The organism is Pseudoalteromonas sp. SMS1 (assembly GCF_021530565.1).
GTDB lineage: Bacteria > Pseudomonadota > Gammaproteobacteria > Enterobacterales > Alteromonadaceae > Pseudoalteromonas.
Window position 1 is genome coordinate 150053 of record NZ_JAKGBI010000012.1, and the last position, 18883, is coordinate 168935.

Sequence of the window (18883 nt, forward strand, 5' to 3'; positions counted from 1 at the left end):
TTGAGTCACTAAATGCGCTTTTTATACGCACATTATTATTCTGAAAGCAACGCTTCACCTTGCCATAGAGATTCAAGGGTTTCACGTGCTCTAACTAAGTGCGCAGTGTCGCCATCCACCATTATCTCAGCCACTCTAGGTCGAGAGTTATAGTTGGAGCTCATGGTAAACCCGTATGCGCCAGCGCTACGTTGTGCTAGCAGGTCTCCAGGTTGAATGGCCAACACTCTGTCTTTGCCAATAAAGTCACCCGTTTCACATACAGGACCAACTACGTCATAGGTATGTTCAGGGGTGTTATCGGTCCTAGGGCTAACGGCAATAATTTCCTGCCATGCTTGATACAACGAGGGGCGCAACATGTCATTCATACCTGCGTCTACAATTGCAAAGTGTTTGTCAGCCGTCGGTTTTAAATATTCAACTTTCGTTACCAGTAATCCCGCATTTGCAGCAATTGCTCGGCCTGGCTCAAAAATGAGTTCAAGGTTGGAGTAGTCACCCAGACGCTCAATGACTTGCGCCGCATAGGCACTCGGGTGTGGCGGTTTTTCACCCTCATAAGGGACGCCTAATCCACCACCAATATCTAGGTGGTGTAAAATAATCCCAGCCTTTTTTAATGTATCAACCAGCGCCAACACTTTATCAAGTGCAGCCAAAAAGGGCTCAACTTCGGTGAGTTGAGAACCAATGTGAAAATCTACGCCAACGACTTGAATGCCGGGCAGTGCACAAGCCAATTGATAGACGTCAAATGCTTGTTTGATGTCGATACCAAACTTATTCTCTTTCAGGCCTGTGGAAATATATGGGTGTGTTTTCGCATCAATATCCGGATTGACTCGGATGGACACGGGGGCGCTTGTTTGCATTTGCGTTGCAATGGCAGAAATACGCTCAAGTTCGGCTTTTGACTCAACATTAAAACACTTAATTTGCTTACTAATAGCAAACGCGATTTCTTCGTTGGTTTTGGCCACACCAGAAAATACCACTTTGCTGGGGTCGCCACCTGCCTTAAGGACCCTAGCCAGCTCCCCCTGTGATACGATATCAAAGCCAGCCCCCATTTTAGCCAGCACATTCAGTACCGCTAAATTACTGTTGGCTTTGACGGCATAACATACCAAGTGAGTGTGCGCGGCTGCGGCATCTGTAAATGCACGATAATGACGCTCTAACGTTTTTCGCGAGTAGACATAACACGGCGTGCCATATTTTTTGGCGATGTCTTGCACCGAAACTTGCTCGGCAAAGAGTTCATTGTTTTGATACTGAAAAAAGTCCATTTATCACTCCTTTTCGTCAGTTTTTGCTTTATCCTGTGCTGCAGGTGTTGACTGTGTAGTACGGTTTTTATCTGCATCTTCAGGTAAATACAGTGGACCACGTTGCCCGCAAGCTGATAACGTTAAGGTGCTAGTTAATACTAGTGCCAGTAAGCTAAATTGAGTGTATGTCGCTTTCATTAGATTAATGATGTCAGTGCCTTTATAATCGCAGAGTAACAGAATTCGCGAAAAAAGCAGCTTTTGCGGTTGAAATTTATTCCCTAATTGGGGGAATGTTTGGCCTTTGTTGCCGTAATTTAGGAGTTAGCCATGACAGATCACGAATATCATCAACTAGCTGAAGCGCTGATGCTGACGATCGAGGAACAGATTGACGATTGTGATGCAGATTTAGACTATGAATCTGCCTCTGGTATTCTCGAAATCATCTTTGCCGATCAATCAAAAATTATCATCAACAAACAAGCACCCCTGCACCAGGTATGGGTTGCGACAAAATTTAATGGGCATCACTTTGAACTACGTGATGACAAATGGATAGACAACCGCTCGGGTGCTGAGTTTTGGCAGTTTATGTCTGATGCTGCGACTCGACAAGCGGGCCAACCAATAGAGTGGCAACACGACTGATGTTAGAATTTGTAGAATACGCTGCGAAGCAGCAGCACAAGGCAACGGTTATTTGGTTGCACGGACTAGGAGATTCTGGAAACGGTTTCTTGCCAATTGCACCTGAACTTGCTTTACCCGATGAACTGGGGGTTCGATTCGTATTTCCACATGCTCCAATTCGACCGGTAACCGTGAATGGTGGGATGGAAATGCGCGCTTGGTACGACATCAAAAGTATGGACCTTGAAAATCGTGCTGATGAGACCGGTGTAAGAGAGTCTGCCGCATTGGTGACGGATTTAATTGAAAAAGAAATAGCGGCGGGCATTCCAGCAGATAAAATTATACTTGCTGGGTTTTCACAAGGTGGTGTGATCAGTGTGCATTTGGCACCGAGGTTGCCGTTTCAAGTAGCCGGTGTAATGGCGTTGTCGACTTACATGTGCGCGCCGCAAAAATTGGCAGACGAAGCACAGCAAAATGCACTCAATATTTTTATGGCGCATGGTAGCCATGACCCGGTTGTGCCAATGTCAGCAGGTCAAACAGCGTATGAAGCACTGGTGCATCAAGGGTATGATGTAAGTTGGCAAGATTATCCCATGGAGCACCAAGTATGCTTGGAAGAGCTCAAGGCGATTAGAGCGTGGTTAATATCGCGCTTGTCATAGTGAATTTAGGACAGACGAATGACTCAACGTATCGTGATTAAAACCAAAGTGACTGATGCCCAGTCGCAGCCAAAAACAGCAAACTCAGTGAGTTATCAATACCATTGGCGGCGAATTATTACCGTACTGGCCATGATGAGTTTTGGTGTTATGGCGTTGTCATATGGCTTATTTAAGTCAGTCTATGCCGATGATTCAGCTGCACCTGTCAGTGAGCCGGTCGTGTTGGCGTCGTCGGCCACTGAGGTACCCGTCAACAAAATACCTGAGTTACAGATATCACCCAGTAGCCAAGCAGAAGCACACATTGACAGCGCCTCCATCGTGGTCAATGAGGCGCCGTCGGCTGTTGCCGAGCCTGAACCTCCTGTCATAGCCGTTGTGAGTGTGGCGGATGAGATGGAGAATCCGTCAAACGAGATGTCAACGGACACTGAACATCAGACGGCACAACCAGAGCTAGAACAAAGTGTGTCTACGACGACTCGGTTTGCAGATGACGCCCAAGTTGCCAGTGTTGCGCTCAATGCCAAAGTAGACACAAGTCATATCAGTCGCGCAGTACTGACATCTGGTATCGAGAACCGTGAGCCCGTGAATGTACTGAAACACCTCGTTGAACGAAATCGATTTGAGGAAAAGCTGTATTTCTTTACCGAGATCAAAGGACTTCAAGGAGAAGTGGTGCAACATTTGTGGTTTCACCAAGAGCAACTAATGGCTGAAATTACATTGCCTATTAGTGCGCCTAGGTTCCGTACTTACTCAAGTAAAAATATTATGCCAAGTCAAACCGGACAGTGGCGTGTAGAAGTTATCACGCAAAATGGACAGTTATTGGCACAAAAATCATTTCGAATTTTAGCAAAGGCTCCCTAGGAGCTGACAAGGCAAAACATGACAGAAACAAAAAAGACAGTGCGCATCGCCACACGTAAAAGTGCATTGGCACTTTGGCAGGCAGAGTATGTAAAAGCGCAACTAGAGCACTTTCATCCCGAGCTTGTGGTTGAATTGGTGCCGATGTCCACCAAAGGCGATAAAATTTTAGATACGCCTCTGGCCAAAATTGGTGGTAAAGGTCTGTTTGTAAAAGAGCTGGAACAAGCCATGCTAGAGGGGCGTGCAGATATTGCTGTACATTCTATGAAAGATGTTCCAGTGGATTTTCCTGAGGGACTCATGTTGCATACAATTTGCGAACGCGAAGATCCACGTGATGCTTTTGTTTCTAATCAATACCAGCAACTTGCGCAGCTGCCCGCAGGCGCAGTGGTCGGTACCTCTAGCTTACGTCGACAGTGTCAAATACGTGAGATGAGACCAGACCTACAGATCAAAGATTTGCGCGGTAATGTTAATACGCGACTCGCTAAACTTGATGCGGGTGAGTTTGATGCGATAATTTTGGCTGCTGCGGGTTTAATCCGCCTAGAAATGGCTGAGCGTATAGCGAGTTATGTCTCAGTTGAACAGTCTTTACCAGCAAATGGCCAAGGTGCTGTCGGCATTGAATGTCGCAGCGATGATACGCGTGTACAAGATTTACTTGCGCCATTGGAACATGCGCCAACGCGTGCTCGAGTCATGGCTGAGCGCGCGATGAATCGTCGCTTAGAAGGTGGGTGTCAGGTGCCAATTGGTGCATATGCACAGTTGCAAGGTGATCAAATCTATCTTAGAGGCCTGGTGGGGGCTGTTGATGGCAGCACCATTTTACGTGCAGAGACAACCGGGCCTGTGCAACAGGCTGAAGCTTTGGGGGTCAAATTAGCAGACTCATTGCTTGAGCAGGGCGCTGATAAGATTTTAGCTGAGGTATATAGAGACGCTTAATGTGAAATTTGCCATAACTCGGCCGCAGGGAAAAGGGGATGAATTAGCCACTGAGTTGGCAAAAAACGGGATTTCAGCGCTGTGTTCACCAGTGCTGAAACTCGAGCATGTCAAGGTATCACAGGCGCAGTTGGTGGCGGTGTGTGAGGCCGAGATTATCATCTTTATTTCACAGGATGCAGTACTCAACTTTGCTGCGCAACTTCAAAAGGCAGCCATTCCACTCTCAACCCACGCTCAACTTGTCGCTGTAGGTCTGCAAACGGCGGATGCGATTACTCAACATTTTGCGCGAGATGCGATTGTGCCCGAACGGCAAGACTCTGAAGGGCTGGTTGCGTTACCCGTTTTGCAGCATGTTGCGCAAACGAGGGTGGCCTTAGTTAAAGGACGTGGTGGACGAGCGCATATTGCGAAGGTGCTTAAAACACGAAACGCTTTACTCACCACTTGCAGTGTGTATGAGCGAGGCCCAATAAGTGAATGTGCAAGTGACTGGTTAGACCACTGGAAGCAAGAGAAAATTGACGGTATAGTGGTAACCAGTAATACAGCGGTAGATGCGATATTCAATAGTGTTCAGCCAGCGCAATTGCGCTGGCTGGGGACACGGCACTTTGTCGTTGTGAGTGCGCGTACTGCGCAACATTTAAAAATACAGTTTAAAATAACCGATGAGCAGATCACTTTAAGTGATGGTGCAAGCAATGAGTCCCTTTTTAAGGCGATCTGTAAATTAACTTCCCAACAGGGCAGCGCAATGACGGAAACAAACCAACAAACAACCTCGTCTGAATCAAAACAGAATACGGAAGTCGCAGCAGACAACATTGAACGCAGTCCCAAAGCAAAATTGAGCAAGACCGCGGTGGTGGCTCTGTTTTTCGCGCTCGCAGGCGTGGGAGCGACATCAGGCCTGTTTTATTATGCTCAACAGCAAGATGCTCAAAAACAGGCATCACTGACGGCACTTCAACAGCAAAATCAGCAACTACAAACCCAGTTGAGCAATGTCGTATCCTCTCTTAACCAATTGCGGTCACAGTGGCCAAAGCAAGAGCAGTTTGTCGCCGAGCAACTGGCGACGCAGCAAGCTCAGGTCGCTGATAGCCTTCAACAGGCACTGTCAAAAGCACGCCAGCAAGTGGGGGGAGCGTTAAGCTCAGAGCTGCGGTCATTGGCACGCTATGCTGAGTTTAAGGCACTGAGTGAGGGAGACTATTCAGGCGCTGTATTGGTGTTAAAACGTCTACAAGACGCGTTAGCCGAAGAGACGGGTACGGATGCACTGCAGTTGGCTATCAGTACAGATATTGCCAAATTACAAGCCCAACCAAAACCCAATACCGAAGCGTTGTATATGGAGCTGGCTGGACTGCTGTCTCAGGTAGATAATTTACCACTCAAGACCTTTGAAAAGCCAACGGTCTCTCAACCGGACGCCACAGAGCTAAGCAATGACATCAGTGAATGGCGTGAAAATTTCATCCGCAGTTTAAAGCAGATCAGTGCCGAGTTTTTAACCGTTGAGCGACATGACAAGCCCGTTATTGATCCGTTACTTGATGCCCAAGAGCAGCAGCTTATTCGCAGCCAGTTACGTAGCTATTTACAGCAAGCACAAACGGCTTTGTTAGATGGTCAAATGAGTATTTACTTTAATGCCATTGAAGGCGCGCAAGAGACGCTGACGCGTTATTTCAGAGTCGAGCAGTCGGCGACAAATAGCATGCTTGTGGCTTTGAAAGTGATGCAGCGCGCTGAGTTCAGCACATCGAAAGCGCTGACATTGACTACCCCGGCAGCATTGAAGGAGTGGCTGCAATGAGGCACTTTATCAAACGAACGGTATTAATTTTAGCGGTGATACTGCTATTTTGCGCGGTGTTAGCAGGATCTCATTTGCTCATTGATGAAAAAGGGTATGTGCTGGTTTCTTTTGGCCAGTACACCATCGAAAGTACGCTTGTCTCTTTGGTGTTTATTGTCGCCATCGTCTTGTGCGTTATTTGGCTGTCATCGAAAGTCGTCAAAGCGATTTGGCGGGGAGTCGGGGGGATCGCTACACGCAGAGCAAAAAAACGTCAACAACGTGAAGAGGATGCATTTACTCAAAGTGTTTGGGCACTGATTAACAATCAACCGGACAGTCTGGGTTACACATTACAATTGTCTGAGTTTCCTGAAAAGTGGCGCGATCAGCAGCTTGCTATTCAAGCCAAAGCTGCGTTACATGTCGGTAAAAAGGTGGTGGCGCGCGAGTATCTACAACAACTTTCTGAGCCTGCCCAAAGCAAAGTGAGTGAACTGTGGTTAGCGGCTGAGCAGGATTCACAAGCGCTTACGAGTCTCGCCCCACAAGCGCAAATGAAAAAAGCCACGCCGACTGAGCTGAATGCCTATGTGAGCGCGTTGCTTCAGGCAAAAGATTGGGACACCTTGCAGTCAACCATTGAGCAACGTCATAAACAGTTACAGTGGTCTGGTACACAGTGGTCGCAATTTTTTACAGCCTACTTTGAAGCGATTTTGCGTCACAGTGACAAAGACATTCATGTAATTTATGGGGCTTTACCGAGGGCGCTTCGTGGGCAGAGCCACACCGCATACGTGCATACTTGCGTGCGTTTTGGTCATATCATGGTGGTTCGCAAAGAATTACTCAAGATGCTTAAAAAATCACAGTTTCAAGAATTGGCGACGATTTTACAATTTGCCAATGGGGGTGATATTGAGTTGCGCAAAGCGATTCAAGCCCAACTCAAAAAACAGCCAGAGCAAACAGAGCTGTTGTTTTGCCTTGCGAGTATGGCGAATGGTGAGGGAGATCATGGTCTCGCAGCGAAAATATTCGATTCACTATCAAGTGCACCATGGCAGGCGCTATGGCAGCATCAGGCTGAAGTCGCATTCGCCAAAACTGGCCAGTTTGAAAAAGCCTACTTATTGCTGAGCAACACACACCGCTAATAAAATAAGCCAGTGTTTGAATACACTGGCTATTTTACACACCATACCCATCGCTTTTCATTGTTCATTGCGTGATCAATTGCATGTTAGTCAACAGAGGTCTGTTGAGTTATATTTTGCGGATAATTGTCCTTGTATCTAAACTTGATCTGCGTATGATCTGAAAAATTTTATCTGCAAACCGAGTGTCTTATGATCAATACCAAACTACCTTTACTTGATTTACACCGTCACTTAGACGGCAACGTGCGTGCTGAGACGATATTAGAACTCGGTCAAAAATTTAACATGCCTTTGCCGGCCAACGATATAGAAGGCTTGCGCCCCCATGTGCAAGTTATCGACAACGCGCCCAACTTAATGGCATTTCTCGCCAAGCTGGATTGGGGAGTAAAGGTGCTGGGGGATTATGATGCTTGTCGTCGAATTGCAGTTGAAAATGTTGAAGATGCCATTGCACAAAATATGGATTATACCGAGCTGCGTTTTAGTCCATACTACATGGCCAAGACACACAATTTACACCCACAAGGCGTCGTTGAAGCGGTTGTTGATGGCATTGAGTGTGCAGCTCGAGGCCAAGATATCAAAGTGAACTTGATTGGTATTATGTCGCGCACGTTTGGTGTTGAGAAATGTCAGCATGAACTGGATGCATTGCTCGCGTTTAAAGAAAGCCTTGTTGCTGTCGATTTGGCTGGCGATGAACTGGGTTTTCCGGGTGAACTGTTTATCGAACATTTCAAGCAAGTGCGTGATGCTTATTTGGGTGCCACAATTCACGCTGGTGAAGCCGAGGGCGCAGTGAGCATATGGCAAGCGATTAACGAACTCGGTGCATCGCGTATCGGTCACGGTGTTAAGGCCATCGAAGATCCAAAACTCATGGACTTCTTAAGAGATAACCGCATCGGCATTGAATCTTGCTTGACCAGTAATCTGCAAACTAGCACGGTGGCCAGCATCGAAACACACCCACTGAAACAGTTTTTAGATCATGGTATTTTAGCGACTATCAACACCGATGATCCAGCCGTGCAGGGAGTTGAGTTGGACAATGAATTCATGAAGGCTGCGCCTCTTGCGGGTCTGAGTGCGGCGGATATCCAAAAAGCGCAACGTAATGCCGTCGAGATTGCCTTCTTAAGTGATGCTGATAAACAGGCATTACTCCTAAAGTACGCCTAATGTACACGTTGAGCTGCTCAGTGTTTTGAGCAGCTCAAGTAATCTTCTCTCAGCGCATTGATCACATGGCTTCTTGTGACAATTGCGATCACTTTATCCGCTTGTACGACAGGGTAAATCTTCGGTTTGTTTTGTTGCATTTGCGTGGCCAAATCTATCACCGTTGTATTTTTTCTTACCGACAATGGCTCTGTGGTCATAAGATCCGCGACAAGTGTTGCGCCATCACAGAAATAACTGCTTTGCAGTAAGGGAGCGAGTAGCTGTTGCTCTGAAATAAAGCCGACTAAAGCGCCGTGTTTGTCTTGCACGGGAGCGCCAAATAAATCAAATTTGTGCAGTTGCTCAATGGCCTCGGTGATTTCGGTTTCTGGGGTAATCACCGGAAACTGGAATGACATAATGTCTTCAATAAATTGGTTTGCCATAGGGTGTCTCCTGTTTTGTCTTAGGAGTAGTATGGGCAAATTCAAGTTATTTTTAAAATTGATTATTTATATTGTTTTGATTTGTTTTTTAGATGGAACGCGCAAGGAGTGACCTGCGCGTTGGTATGATGTTTACTTGATAAACGCAAAGGCATCAGCATACATAAAGTCACGATGTGCGCCATGGCTGATAAAGTCATCGCGTACAATACCAATCATGTTAAACCGACCAGCCATGTATACGCTGTAAGGTTCAAGAGAGATAATGTCTTTCATCACTGCTTGGTGTACATAGCCAGTATGTCCTTGCCAGGCTTCTGACGCATTTTCTACAACCGGGATAAACTGGAAGTTTTTTTGACTCGCTGCCCACGCTTCCATTTCTGCTTTTGCGTAAAGTGCAGACTCTTCCTTAACGCCCCAGTAAAATAATACCGGCTGCTCATAATTGATCTCAGCAAGGTGATCTGCCATAGATTTTACGTAAGAGAACCCGGTCCCGCCAGCTAGCAGGACTATCGGTCTCGCCTGCTCTGGACGCACTTGAGAGACACCTAAACCCACTTCTAAATCGACTTCTGTCCCATCAATGTGTGCTGTTTTTAAGTGTTCTAGCGCTTGCATCGCATATGAATCAGCACCAGAAGCACCAATGTGCAGCTCCAATTGCTGCTTATTAGAGGGGCTACTGGCAATCGAAAATGCACGTTTGTCTTTCTCACCAAGTACCAGCTGTAAATAGTGGCCTGCGGAAAACTCTGCATCTTGCTGTGGCTTTAACAGCACCTTGTAAACAAATTCTGTGAGAGGTGAAATGTCCTCAACACGCGCTTTTAATATTTGCATTTCAAACCTTTTAATTAAGCACCTTGGCGAAAGTATGCGCACTGTAACATATTTAATTGTGACTTTGTTATATCGCCTTTATTGACGTTTACCCGAAATTCAAACAAATTTTTATGAAAGTGCACAATACTTATTAGTTATTTCTTATCCATAATGCCTAAGCTATCCCAGATGTCGTCGACTTTTCGTTTGGTATCGTCGTCCATTACGATCGGCTCACCCCACTCACGGTCGGTCTCTCCCGGCCACTTATTGGTTGCGTCCATACCCATTTTAGAGCCTAATCCAGATACGGGTGAGGCAAAGTCAAGGTAGTCTATCGGTGTGTTTTCTATCATGGTGGTATCCCTTGCAGGATCCATGCGCGTTGTTATGGCCCAGATCACATCATTCCAATCTCGTGCATTTACATCGTCATCGCAAACAATGACAAATTTGGTGTACATAAACTGGCGCAAGAACGACCATACTCCCATCATCACGCGCTTGGCGTGTCCTGGGTATTGCTTTTTCATGGTCACGACCGCCATACGATACGAACAGCCTTCGGGAGGGAGATAAAAATCTACGATCTCCGGGAACTGCTTTTGCAGTATGGGTACGAAGACCTCATTGAGCGCGACACCTAAAATTGCCGGTTCGTCTGGTGGACGGCCTGTGTAGGTACTGTGATAAATCGGATTTTCACGATGTGTAACATGGGTGACGGTCATCACTGGAAAGTCATCGACTTCGTTGTAATATCCAGTGTGGTCGCCATACGGGCCTTCTGGTGCTGTTTCACCCTGTTCAATGTAACCTTCAAGCACGATCTCTGCACTTGCTGGCACTTGCAAATCATTGGAGATGGACTTAACCACTTCGGTTTTGCTGCCACGCAGCAGACCAGCAAAGGCATATTCGCTGAGCGTATCCGGCACAGGCGTTACCGCACCTAAAATGGTGGCAGGATCGGCGCCCAATGCAACAGATACTGGATATGGTTTACCAGGATGCTCTTTACACCACTCTTGGAAGTCAAGTGCGCCTCCACGATGGGATAACCAGCGCATAATAATTTTGTTTTTGCCCAATAGTTGCTGGCGATATATTCCAAGGTTTTGACGTTTTTTATGTGGCCCTTTGGTCACTGTAAGGCCCCATGTAATGAGGGGAGCGGCATCCCCTGGCCAGCAATGCTGGATAGGAAGCTTAGTTAAATCTACTTGGTCACCGCTCAATATGACTTTCTGACAGGGTGCCTTTTTGACTTCCTTGGCTGGCATATTCAGCACTTGTTTAAAGACTGGAATTTGACCCAATGCTTCTTTGATGCCTTTTGGTGGCTCAGGTTCCTTGAGGAATGCCAGAAGTTTACCGACTTCACGTAGTTCACTGACATCAGTCTGACCCATGCCCATCGCGACGCGTTTTGGGGTGCCAAATAAGTTAGCAAGCACGGGAATGTCAAACCCTTCTGGGTTTTCAAATAAAATGGCAGGACCACCGGCACGTAAGGTGCGATCTGCTATTTCAGTCATTTCTAATTTGGTAGAGATGGGTTGACTGACGCGGACAAGTTCACCTTGCTTTTCAAGGAGTTCTATAAACTCTCTTAAGTCTTTATATTTCATTTTAGCCTATTACGCAGTGAGTAAGCCTATCTGTGGCAGCAAGTATATCAATTCCCCACACGCTGAACATACTCTAAGCGAGGAAAGGCGGATTTAATTCGCTAAAATAGCTGCGACCACGAGATGGCCAGTTAACTAAAGTAAGTAATTTTATGTACGAGCTTGGCGACTTGGCAGATTGGTTGGGACTTAGCTTTTTCAGCGAGTTTTACAGTCAATTGTTTCCTTGGTTTAGGCTTTGGGCTATAGTCTGAATGAGTCGACGGGTATCTATTGGAGGCGGCTTGAAGACAATAACAACAATAGTTTACCTCATATTAACTGCGATGGTGATGACTTACACCCCTTGTTCAGCGGCACAGAGTTTGCCCGCGGAGGTGTTTGATAACCACAGCGCTGTCATGCTGCTCATTGAGCCTGATAGCGGCAAAATTGTGCGCGCAAATCAATCCGCAGCAAATTTTTATGGTTACAGTAAAACCCAGTTAGAAAATCTTTATATTCAAGAAATTAATCAGTTTACGCCTCAGCAAGTCGAAAAAGAGCGGCTTGCGGCATTAAATGAAGGGCGTAACTATTTTATTTTTCAACACCGATTGGCCAATGGTGAAAATCGCACGGTATCTGTTTATTCTTCGCCATTTATGAATAGTGATGGGGGCGCCTTACTGTTTTCGGTGATCCAAGATGTCAGCGCAAGAAGAAAGCTGGAACATGCGTTATGGCACTACCAAAGTAATTTAGAGCAACAAGTGGCGTTGCAGACAAAAGAAATCAAGCACGCAAGTACGGTACAGGTTTTTCTGTTGAGCAGCGTTATTGCCATTCTCGTCGGAACCACGGTGATTCTTGGTTGGGGGTTCTTGCGTTTGCGCAAAACAAAACGCCGATTGGAATATCAAAGAGCAAGGCTCAATGCGATTTTTGATGCCATTGGTGACTATCTTATCTTTACTGATCCGAACGAAAAGGTGTTGTCAGCGAACCGAGCTGCTTATCAAGATTTAGGTGATTTGGATGATAAAATGATCACCGACGCATTAGGCAACGGTGTGTGTATGGAAGTGACCCAATTTGAGCCTCAGGCGTGTCGTTTGGACACCAATTTTGGGGCCTTGGATGTCGAAATAAGTAAGACGGATGTTTTAGATGACAATGGCGGGCTGTATGGTCATATCTACCTGTTGCAAAATATCACACAGCGCCTTATCGATGAGCAAGAGCAGCGCCTTGCGAGCACGGTATTTTCTACCACCAGTGAAGGGGTTTTAGTATCTGACAAAAACAACTGTATCCAGATGGTCAATAAGGCGTTTACTGAAATCACCGGATTCAGTGGGCCAGAAGTTATGGGCAAAACCCCTGCTATATTTAATTCTGGACGCCATGACGCGGCTTACTTTACCCAGCTTTACGATGCATTAAGCTCACGCGGGCATTGGGAAGGTGAAATATGGAATAAGCGCAAAAGTGGTGAGGTATATCCAAGTTGGCTGCAAGTATCCGCGGTGTTTGATCAGCATGGCCATATCGACATGTACGTTGCGTTATTCAATGACATCACCTCGCGCAAGCGCAATGAGCAATTAATGTGGCAACAGGCAAACTTTGACAATCTGACGGGGCTGGCGAATCGACATCATTACCACGCTAAATTTGATATTGCGTTGACGCAAGCAGAGCGCAAGCAATCTCGAGTTGCGGTCTGTTTTATTGATCTGGATCGCTTTAAAGCAGTGAATGACACGCTCGGCCACCATATTGGCGACTTACTGCTGATTGAAGCGGCAAATCGGATTCGTGAATGCACGCGCAATTCGGATACGGTGGCGAGATTGGGGGGAGATGAGTTTGCATTGCTACTCCCTGAAATGGAAATGATTGGCGACATGGAACGTGTGGCCGAAAAGATTCTTACCGCGTTGAGCGCGCCGTTTCATTTAGAAGGACATGAAGCGTATGTATCGGGCAGCATGGGGATCACATTCTACCCAGATGATGGGGAAGACAGGAAGGTCCTGTTACGCAATGCCGACAGCGCCATGTACAAAGCCAAAGAGAATGGCCGCAATTGTTTCCAATTTTTTACCGCTGCAATGCATGAACATGCTAAGGCGCGTAGCCAATTAGAGGGAGCATTGCATCGCGCGCTATCGAATCAAGAGTTGAGGGTGGTATATCAACCGATTGTAGGCAAAGACAAAGAATTGGGTTGTGAGGCATTGCTACGCTGGCACAATGACGCGTTGGGCGAGGTATCTCCCGCAGACTTCATTCCGATTAGCGAAGAGTTGGGTCTTATTTTGGCGATAGGTGAGTGGGTGCTTTATCAGGCGTGTGCGCAAGCACGCTCTTGGTTGACTAAAACGGACGAGCCTTTCTTTGTGTCAGTCAATGTATCTAGTACCCAGTTTAAGCGCCAAGACATTGTGAGTTTAGTACGTAAAGTACTTAAAGATACGGGGCTACCGGCAACATGTCTTACGCTTGAAATTACGGAAACCGTACTGGCCGATAACTCCGATGGCATCGAACAGCAATTAGAGCAACTCCGTCAAATGGGGGTAGGGTTAGCCATAGATGACTTTGGAACCGGGTATTCATCGCTGGGATACTTGAAGCGTTTCCCGTTGTCGAAACTTAAAATTGATAGGGCGTTTATTAAGGACTTACCAGATGATGAAGAAGATAAGACCCTGATCAGTGCGATTGTATCTATGGCCAGCAAGCTCAATCTAACAGTCATTGCTGAAGGTGTGGAAACATCAGAACAGTTAGCTCTGTTGCAACAGCTGGGGTGTGATTATACGCAAGGGTACTTGCACGCAAAGCCCAGTGGTGCCAGTGAGTTTGAACAGTTTCTGGTCGCGCATGCAAACAGCGCAGTTCACTCACAAACTTGATGTATTTCGCACAGAGACTTGAGCGCTTCTATGGCCTTGAGGTTACCCTGCGCCTTCGCGGCTGTGAGTAACGTTAAGGCGCGAGGTAAGTCTTGTTTACCACCTTCCGCAGCAATTAACATGGTTGCAAGATTGTACATGCCCCATTGATCTTGGGTTGCAATGGCATCTTCAAAAGCTTGGCGGGCTGCTTCAAAATCGCCTTGTTGATAAAAGCTAATGCCTTGATTATTTTGTGGCGAAAAATGTGCGCGTTGATGTTTAGGAAAATAAGCGATGGCACGTTTTTTCACGATGCCGCCCAAGACATAGATGTCATTGGGACGATATGCCGCATAAATACTGCCATTTTGATAATAGTCAGACACGGTTGTACGTGATAGCCGCCAAGGTTGCGATTTAAAGTAGTCATCGAGCATCAGGTTGTCTAGCTGAATTGCCCGTTTGGCGTCACGCTTTCTTGCGTAGGTATAGCGTCCCTCTTTCAATGTGATTTGATGTTCATCGACAGCAATGACCTGGGTTATTCTAAATTGAGGCTGATAGACTCGGTCGGTTTGAATCCGACCAAAATCAACCATGATGACATCGTCGACTTTGGGACTACTTATCCACATAGATTGTTGGGTTTGGCTTTGCTGATGTTTAACTATCCAGTAACCGCAAAAACCGACCACCAAGAAAGCAATAATAATGGCTTTATATCGACTGACGGAAGCTGAAATCACGTCATGTGTACGAAATAGGGTGCTCTTTAACATTGCCATCTCCGTGGTTGGTTACACTGTTTTGGTTATTTTGTGTGTCAAAGCTAAGATAACATGGCTTAGCTTTGACACAAGGGTAGGTTATTTGCCCGACATTGCGGTTTCAGCATTGGCGGCCATTAAAGCAAATACGGCGTAGGCGGCAGTATTTTGCTTGAGTTTGTCTGGATCAACTTTATCCAATGTATCATCGGCCGTGTGGTGATAATCAAAGTAGTCGGTGCCTACTTGATGTAAATCGAATATCGGGGCAGAAGTCATTTGTTTAAATGGGATAAGGTCCGGTCCCCCGCGAGCGGCATTTTTACGAATGTACTTAATACCGAGCGGTTTTAACTGTTTAGCGATTTCGCGTACCACGGGCAGAGACGCGGCGTTGACGTTGGATTCAAACGCATATACTACATCGGCCCCGAAATCTGACTCAGCTGCGGCAACAATGTTCCCTAATCGCGATTCATAATGCTTAAAATAGGCTTTGGCGCCCCATAACCCTAGCTCTTCAGCGGCAAATAAGACAACGCGAATGCTGCGTTCTGGCTGAGTATGTTCGGCAATGTGCTTTGCTGCGGCCATGGTAAGTGCTACCCCAGCGCCGTCATCTAATGCACCTGTGCCTAAGTCCCATGAATCGAGGTGGCTGCCTAGCAAAACATATTGTTCTGGATATTTTGAGCCAGTGATTTCACCAATTACGTTGTAGCTCGTGCCTTCTCCCAAGTCTTCAGTTTGAATATTAAGCTCAACTTTTACGGGCTTGCCGAGTGCAATAAGACGCGCGAGCTGATCCGCATCTGGGTTGGCAACGGCAGTCGTTGGTATTTTACTGACCCCTTCAGTGTAGTGACTGCCCCCGGTGTGGGCAAATCGGTGGTGACTGGTGCTCACAGAGCGCATCATATAAGCAATCGCCCCTTTCTTGGCGGCTTCTACAGCCCCTTTATTACGCGCTTTAACGGCTGGGCCATAGCCATTGCCGTCAATATCCCTATTCATACGATAATTAATAAACGCAATTTTGCCATTTAAACTGTCTGCTGGGGCGGCCACCAATTCGTCAAAGGTTTCGAATAAGACAACTTCACCGGATAGCCCTTCTTTCGGTGTGCTAATACTGTTTCCCAGTGCTGTTAAATGAAGGGGCTGTTTGCTGGGGGTTAAAATAAACCCAGATTCATGATAGCGTCGCCATTCTGGGAATTTGGAAGGTTCCAACCACACCTTATCAAAACCAAGTTGAGTAAACTTTTGCTTCGCCCAAGCTACCGCCATTTTGTCGTTTTCGGTACCTGGTAAACGGGGGCCGACTTCCGTGGTCAATGATTCAACGAGTTGCCAGCTCAAATCGCTATTTCGTGCATGTTCGCGTACGGCAGCCACGGTGTCTAATTCGAGCTGAGTAAATTCTTGGGCCACGGCGGTATAGCTGCTGCAAAGCGCGACGATCGGCAAAAGGCTGGTTTTAATCAAAGTACGAAATGTGAGCTTCATAATTTTCCTTAGTCGGTAGTAATGTGGTTATTTTGACACCAAAAGAAATACATTAAAATGTTATTAAGATGAAATGCATGATGTTTGGCTGTTACGAACTGATTCAGAAAACGTAAAGCCAAATACTGCATATATCATTGAATGGACGTATGCAGTATTTTCTAGAGTATACCTAGGGGGTCGATCTTTGATAAAATTACAGCAATTTGATTTGTCAGGAAAACCACGTGAACCCGCTTTTTACTCAATTATCACTGCGCGCAGAATTGCATTTAGCACTCAGTAAAGCTGGATTCAGCCGCATGACACCCATTCAATCAGAAAGTTTACCCGAATTGTTAGCTGGGAAGGATGTGGTTGCACAGGCAAAAACTGGCTCGGGAAAAACATTGGCTTTCAGCTTAGCCATGCTGCAAAACTTGGTGTTGTCGGCACAGCATATTCAAGGCTTGATCTTAGCCCCGACTCGAGAGTTGGCGAATCAAGTCGCTGAAGAAGTGAGAAAGCTGGCCAGGGAGCTTGGGAATGTTAAAGTACTGACAATTTGTGGCGGGGAAGCCATTGGGCCACAAATGAGCTCTTTAGAGCATGGCGCGCATATTGTTGTTGGCACGCCGGGCCGTGTCGAGGAGCATTTGTTTAAAGGGACGTTGGACTTAACGCAGGTGACACACTTTATTCTTGACGAAGCTGACCAAATGTTGGACATGGGCTTTGTGGATGCCATTGAGAATATTGCCGTATATTTGCCGCCTACACGTCAAACGATGATGTTTAGTGCAACCTATCCCAAAGATATTGAGCAGTTGTCCGCGCGTTTTATGCAATCGCCAATGTTAGTGAAAGGTGAGACAGAATCGCTCAATAGACAAATAAAACAGCAGTTTTTTCCGCTTAAAAACAACAAACTTAGATTTAATACACTGAGATTGCTACTGCTTCAGCACAAACCACAAAGCTGTATTGTTTTTTGTAACACTAAAGTGGAAACCAAAAAACTCTTTTTGGAGCTTCAACAGACGGGTTTACAGGTTGCTGTATTACACGGCGATTTAGCACAGATTGAACGCCAAAGAATGTTACTTCGGTTTGCGAATAAAAGCGCATCGATACTGGTTGCAACGGATGTTGCCGCTCGTGGCTTAGACATTGAAGACATCGATATGGTTGTAAATTATCATATGGCGCTGGACCCACAAACGCATGTACATCGTGTTGGACGAACAGGGCGGGGGGGTAAAAAAGGGTTCGCTTGTTCACTGTATGGGGAAAACGAAACATTTAAAGTGACGCAGCTCAGCGAACTATATGAACGCGAGTTTAATCCCTCCCCAACGCCGCCATTGAGTTTACTAGATAAACCGGCGTATAAGCCGACGATGGTCACCGTCATGATTGATGCAGGTAAAAAGCAAAAGGTGCGCGCTGGTGATATCGTTGGCTGTCTGACCGGAGAAAATGGCATTGGTTCGGCGCAGATTGGCAACATTACGGTACAAGATAATCAAGCGTACATTGCTATATTTAGGGAAGCGGTGAAACCTGCAATGCGAAAATTAAACGCCGAAAAAATCAAAGGCAAACGGATTAAAGCAAAGCGGCTTGTGTAGAGCGTGAGTCATCGAACAGCACAGAGCATCGCTTTGAGCTGTTCATATTCATGTTTGATTTGGTTAAATGCCGCGGCACATCCCCCCTTATCAGGGTGGTTTGACAAAGCGAGCTTCCGCCACGCTTTTTGTAAGGTAGGTAAGTCATAGTGGGCAGGTAATTGCCATTTGTGTGCTAAAGCGGTCCAATCTTGCTGAGTGAGTACGGCATTTGAACCTGTTAAATAACGTTGCCAAAATTGTGCTAATAACGATTCAATTTCTTCTGTACTGGTATCATAATTGTGCCAATCTAAATAATAGGCTTTGAGTGGGTCATCGATTTGCGGGGAGTCTGACTTACAGCGCGCTGACGGAGCAGGTGGTGCTACGATATAAATATCTAACGCTGAAATATGCACATCATGATGGGTATCTCTTAACTCATTTTGCAATTGATACAGCCCATTCATAATTAAAAAGTTTCTTTTAAACAGATCTTTACTGGGGTCGTCGTCCAATGCAGTAAAGTCAGTTTGGTTTTTTAACTGTGCTGCCAGCTCATGCACTTTCAGATGTGGGGTAGCCGAGATGATGTCAAAAATAATATTGATAATGGGGTTGATCATTGTTCGACCTGTAAACATAGTGTATCTTCATGACCTTAGATATTG

The 18883-nt window shown here is 46.1% G+C and carries 17 protein-coding genes; 9 read left to right on the plus strand and 8 right to left on the minus strand.

The window, feature by feature from the left end; all coding sequences use genetic code 11:
* Positions 1-35 precede the first annotated feature (35 nt).
* Both lysA and lptM read right to left on the minus strand, forming a co-directional pair.
* Positions 36-1292 (minus strand): diaminopimelate decarboxylase, encoded by a 1257-nt coding sequence (gene lysA / locus L1286_RS13850; protein WP_235407642.1) that lies wholly within the window; start codon positions 1290-1292, stop codon positions 36-38.
* Between the two features lie 3 nt (positions 1293-1295).
* On the minus strand, positions 1296-1472 hold the full coding sequence (gene lptM, locus L1286_RS13855; protein ID WP_235407643.1) for an LPS translocon maturation chaperone LptM: 177 nt from the start codon (positions 1470-1472) through the stop codon (positions 1296-1298).
* Between the two features lie 132 nt (positions 1473-1604).
* Here lptM and cyaY point away from each other — a divergent pair, with 132 nt between their 5' ends.
* The 7 genes from cyaY (at position 1605) to add (ending at position 8572) form a co-directional block, all read left to right on the plus strand.
* Positions 1605-1925: an iron donor protein CyaY gene (gene cyaY / locus L1286_RS13860; RefSeq protein ID WP_235407644.1), complete on the plus strand. Its 321-nt coding sequence runs from the start codon at positions 1605-1607 to the stop codon at positions 1923-1925.
* Positions 1925-2578 carry an alpha/beta hydrolase gene (locus tag L1286_RS13865; protein WP_235407645.1) on the plus strand — a complete coding sequence of 218 codons (654 nt, stop codon included), beginning with the start codon at positions 1925-1927 and terminating at the stop codon, positions 2576-2578. Before cyaY ends, L1286_RS13865 begins: the two co-directional genes overlap by 1 nt.
* A gap of 18 nt (positions 2579-2596) precedes the next feature.
* Complete coding sequence (locus tag L1286_RS13870; RefSeq protein ID WP_235407646.1) at positions 2597-3457, plus strand: DUF2914 domain-containing protein; 861 nt, start codon at positions 2597-2599, stop codon at positions 3455-3457.
* Positions 3458-3475: 18 nt separating this feature from the next.
* On the plus strand, positions 3476-4414 hold the full coding sequence (gene hemC, locus L1286_RS13875) for a hydroxymethylbilane synthase (RefSeq protein WP_235407647.1): 939 nt from the start codon (positions 3476-3478) through the stop codon (positions 4412-4414).
* Between the two features lies 1 nt (position 4415).
* A complete protein-coding gene (locus tag L1286_RS13880) occupies positions 4416-6242 on the plus strand; it encodes a uroporphyrinogen-III C-methyltransferase (protein WP_235407648.1) in 1827 nt (608 codons plus the stop codon).
* Complete coding sequence (locus tag L1286_RS13885; protein WP_235407649.1) at positions 6239-7384, plus strand: heme biosynthesis HemY N-terminal domain-containing protein; 1146 nt, start codon at positions 6239-6241, stop codon at positions 7382-7384. The genes L1286_RS13880 and L1286_RS13885 overlap by 4 nt, the downstream gene beginning before the upstream one ends.
* A 192-nt stretch (positions 7385-7576) precedes the next feature.
* Positions 7577-8572: an adenosine deaminase gene (gene add, locus L1286_RS13890; RefSeq protein ID WP_235407650.1), complete on the plus strand. Its 996-nt coding sequence runs from the start codon at positions 7577-7579 to the stop codon at positions 8570-8572.
* 17 nt (positions 8573-8589) lie between these two features.
* On the opposite strand, the gene L1286_RS13895 is transcribed toward add, so the two are convergent.
* From L1286_RS13895 to ubiD, 3 genes are all read right to left on the minus strand, one after another.
* Positions 8590-9000, minus strand: coding sequence for a CBS domain-containing protein (locus L1286_RS13895; protein ID WP_235407651.1), 411 nt, complete (start codon positions 8998-9000; stop codon positions 8590-8592).
* A gap of 132 nt (positions 9001-9132) precedes the next feature.
* Positions 9133-9846 (minus strand): NAD(P)H-flavin reductase, encoded by a 714-nt coding sequence (gene fre / locus L1286_RS13900; protein WP_235407652.1) that lies wholly within the window; start codon positions 9844-9846, stop codon positions 9133-9135.
* Between the two features lie 137 nt (positions 9847-9983).
* Positions 9984-11459, minus strand: a complete 1476-nt coding sequence (ubiD, locus tag L1286_RS13905) for a 4-hydroxy-3-polyprenylbenzoate decarboxylase (protein ID WP_235407653.1) — start codon at positions 11457-11459, stop codon at positions 9984-9986.
* A 284-nt stretch (positions 11460-11743) separates the two neighbouring features.
* Here ubiD and L1286_RS13910 point away from each other — a divergent pair, with 284 nt between their 5' ends.
* Positions 11744-14362, plus strand: coding sequence for an EAL domain-containing protein (locus L1286_RS13910; protein ID WP_235407654.1), 2619 nt, complete (start codon positions 11744-11746; stop codon positions 14360-14362).
* Here L1286_RS13910 and L1286_RS13915 read toward each other — a convergent pair.
* On the minus strand, positions 14347-15123 hold the full coding sequence (locus L1286_RS13915) for a hypothetical protein (RefSeq protein WP_235407655.1): 777 nt from the start codon (positions 15121-15123) through the stop codon (positions 14347-14349). The two genes, L1286_RS13910 and L1286_RS13915, sit on opposite strands and share 16 nt — an antisense overlap.
* A gap of 87 nt (positions 15124-15210) precedes the next feature.
* Positions 15211-16620, minus strand: coding sequence for a M20/M25/M40 family metallo-hydrolase (locus L1286_RS13920; RefSeq protein WP_235407656.1), 1410 nt, complete (start codon positions 16618-16620; stop codon positions 15211-15213).
* A 227-nt stretch (positions 16621-16847) separates the two neighbouring features.
* Here L1286_RS13920 and dbpA point away from each other — a divergent pair, with 227 nt between their 5' ends.
* Complete coding sequence (gene dbpA / locus L1286_RS13925; protein WP_235407657.1) at positions 16848-18230, plus strand: ATP-dependent RNA helicase DbpA; 1383 nt, start codon at positions 16848-16850, stop codon at positions 18228-18230.
* 8 nt (positions 18231-18238) lie between these two features.
* On the opposite strand, the gene L1286_RS13930 is transcribed toward dbpA, so the two are convergent.
* Positions 18239-18856 (minus strand): DNA-J related domain-containing protein, encoded by a 618-nt coding sequence (locus tag L1286_RS13930; protein WP_235407659.1) that lies wholly within the window; start codon positions 18854-18856, stop codon positions 18239-18241.
* Between the last annotated feature and the right edge of the window lie 27 nt (positions 18857-18883).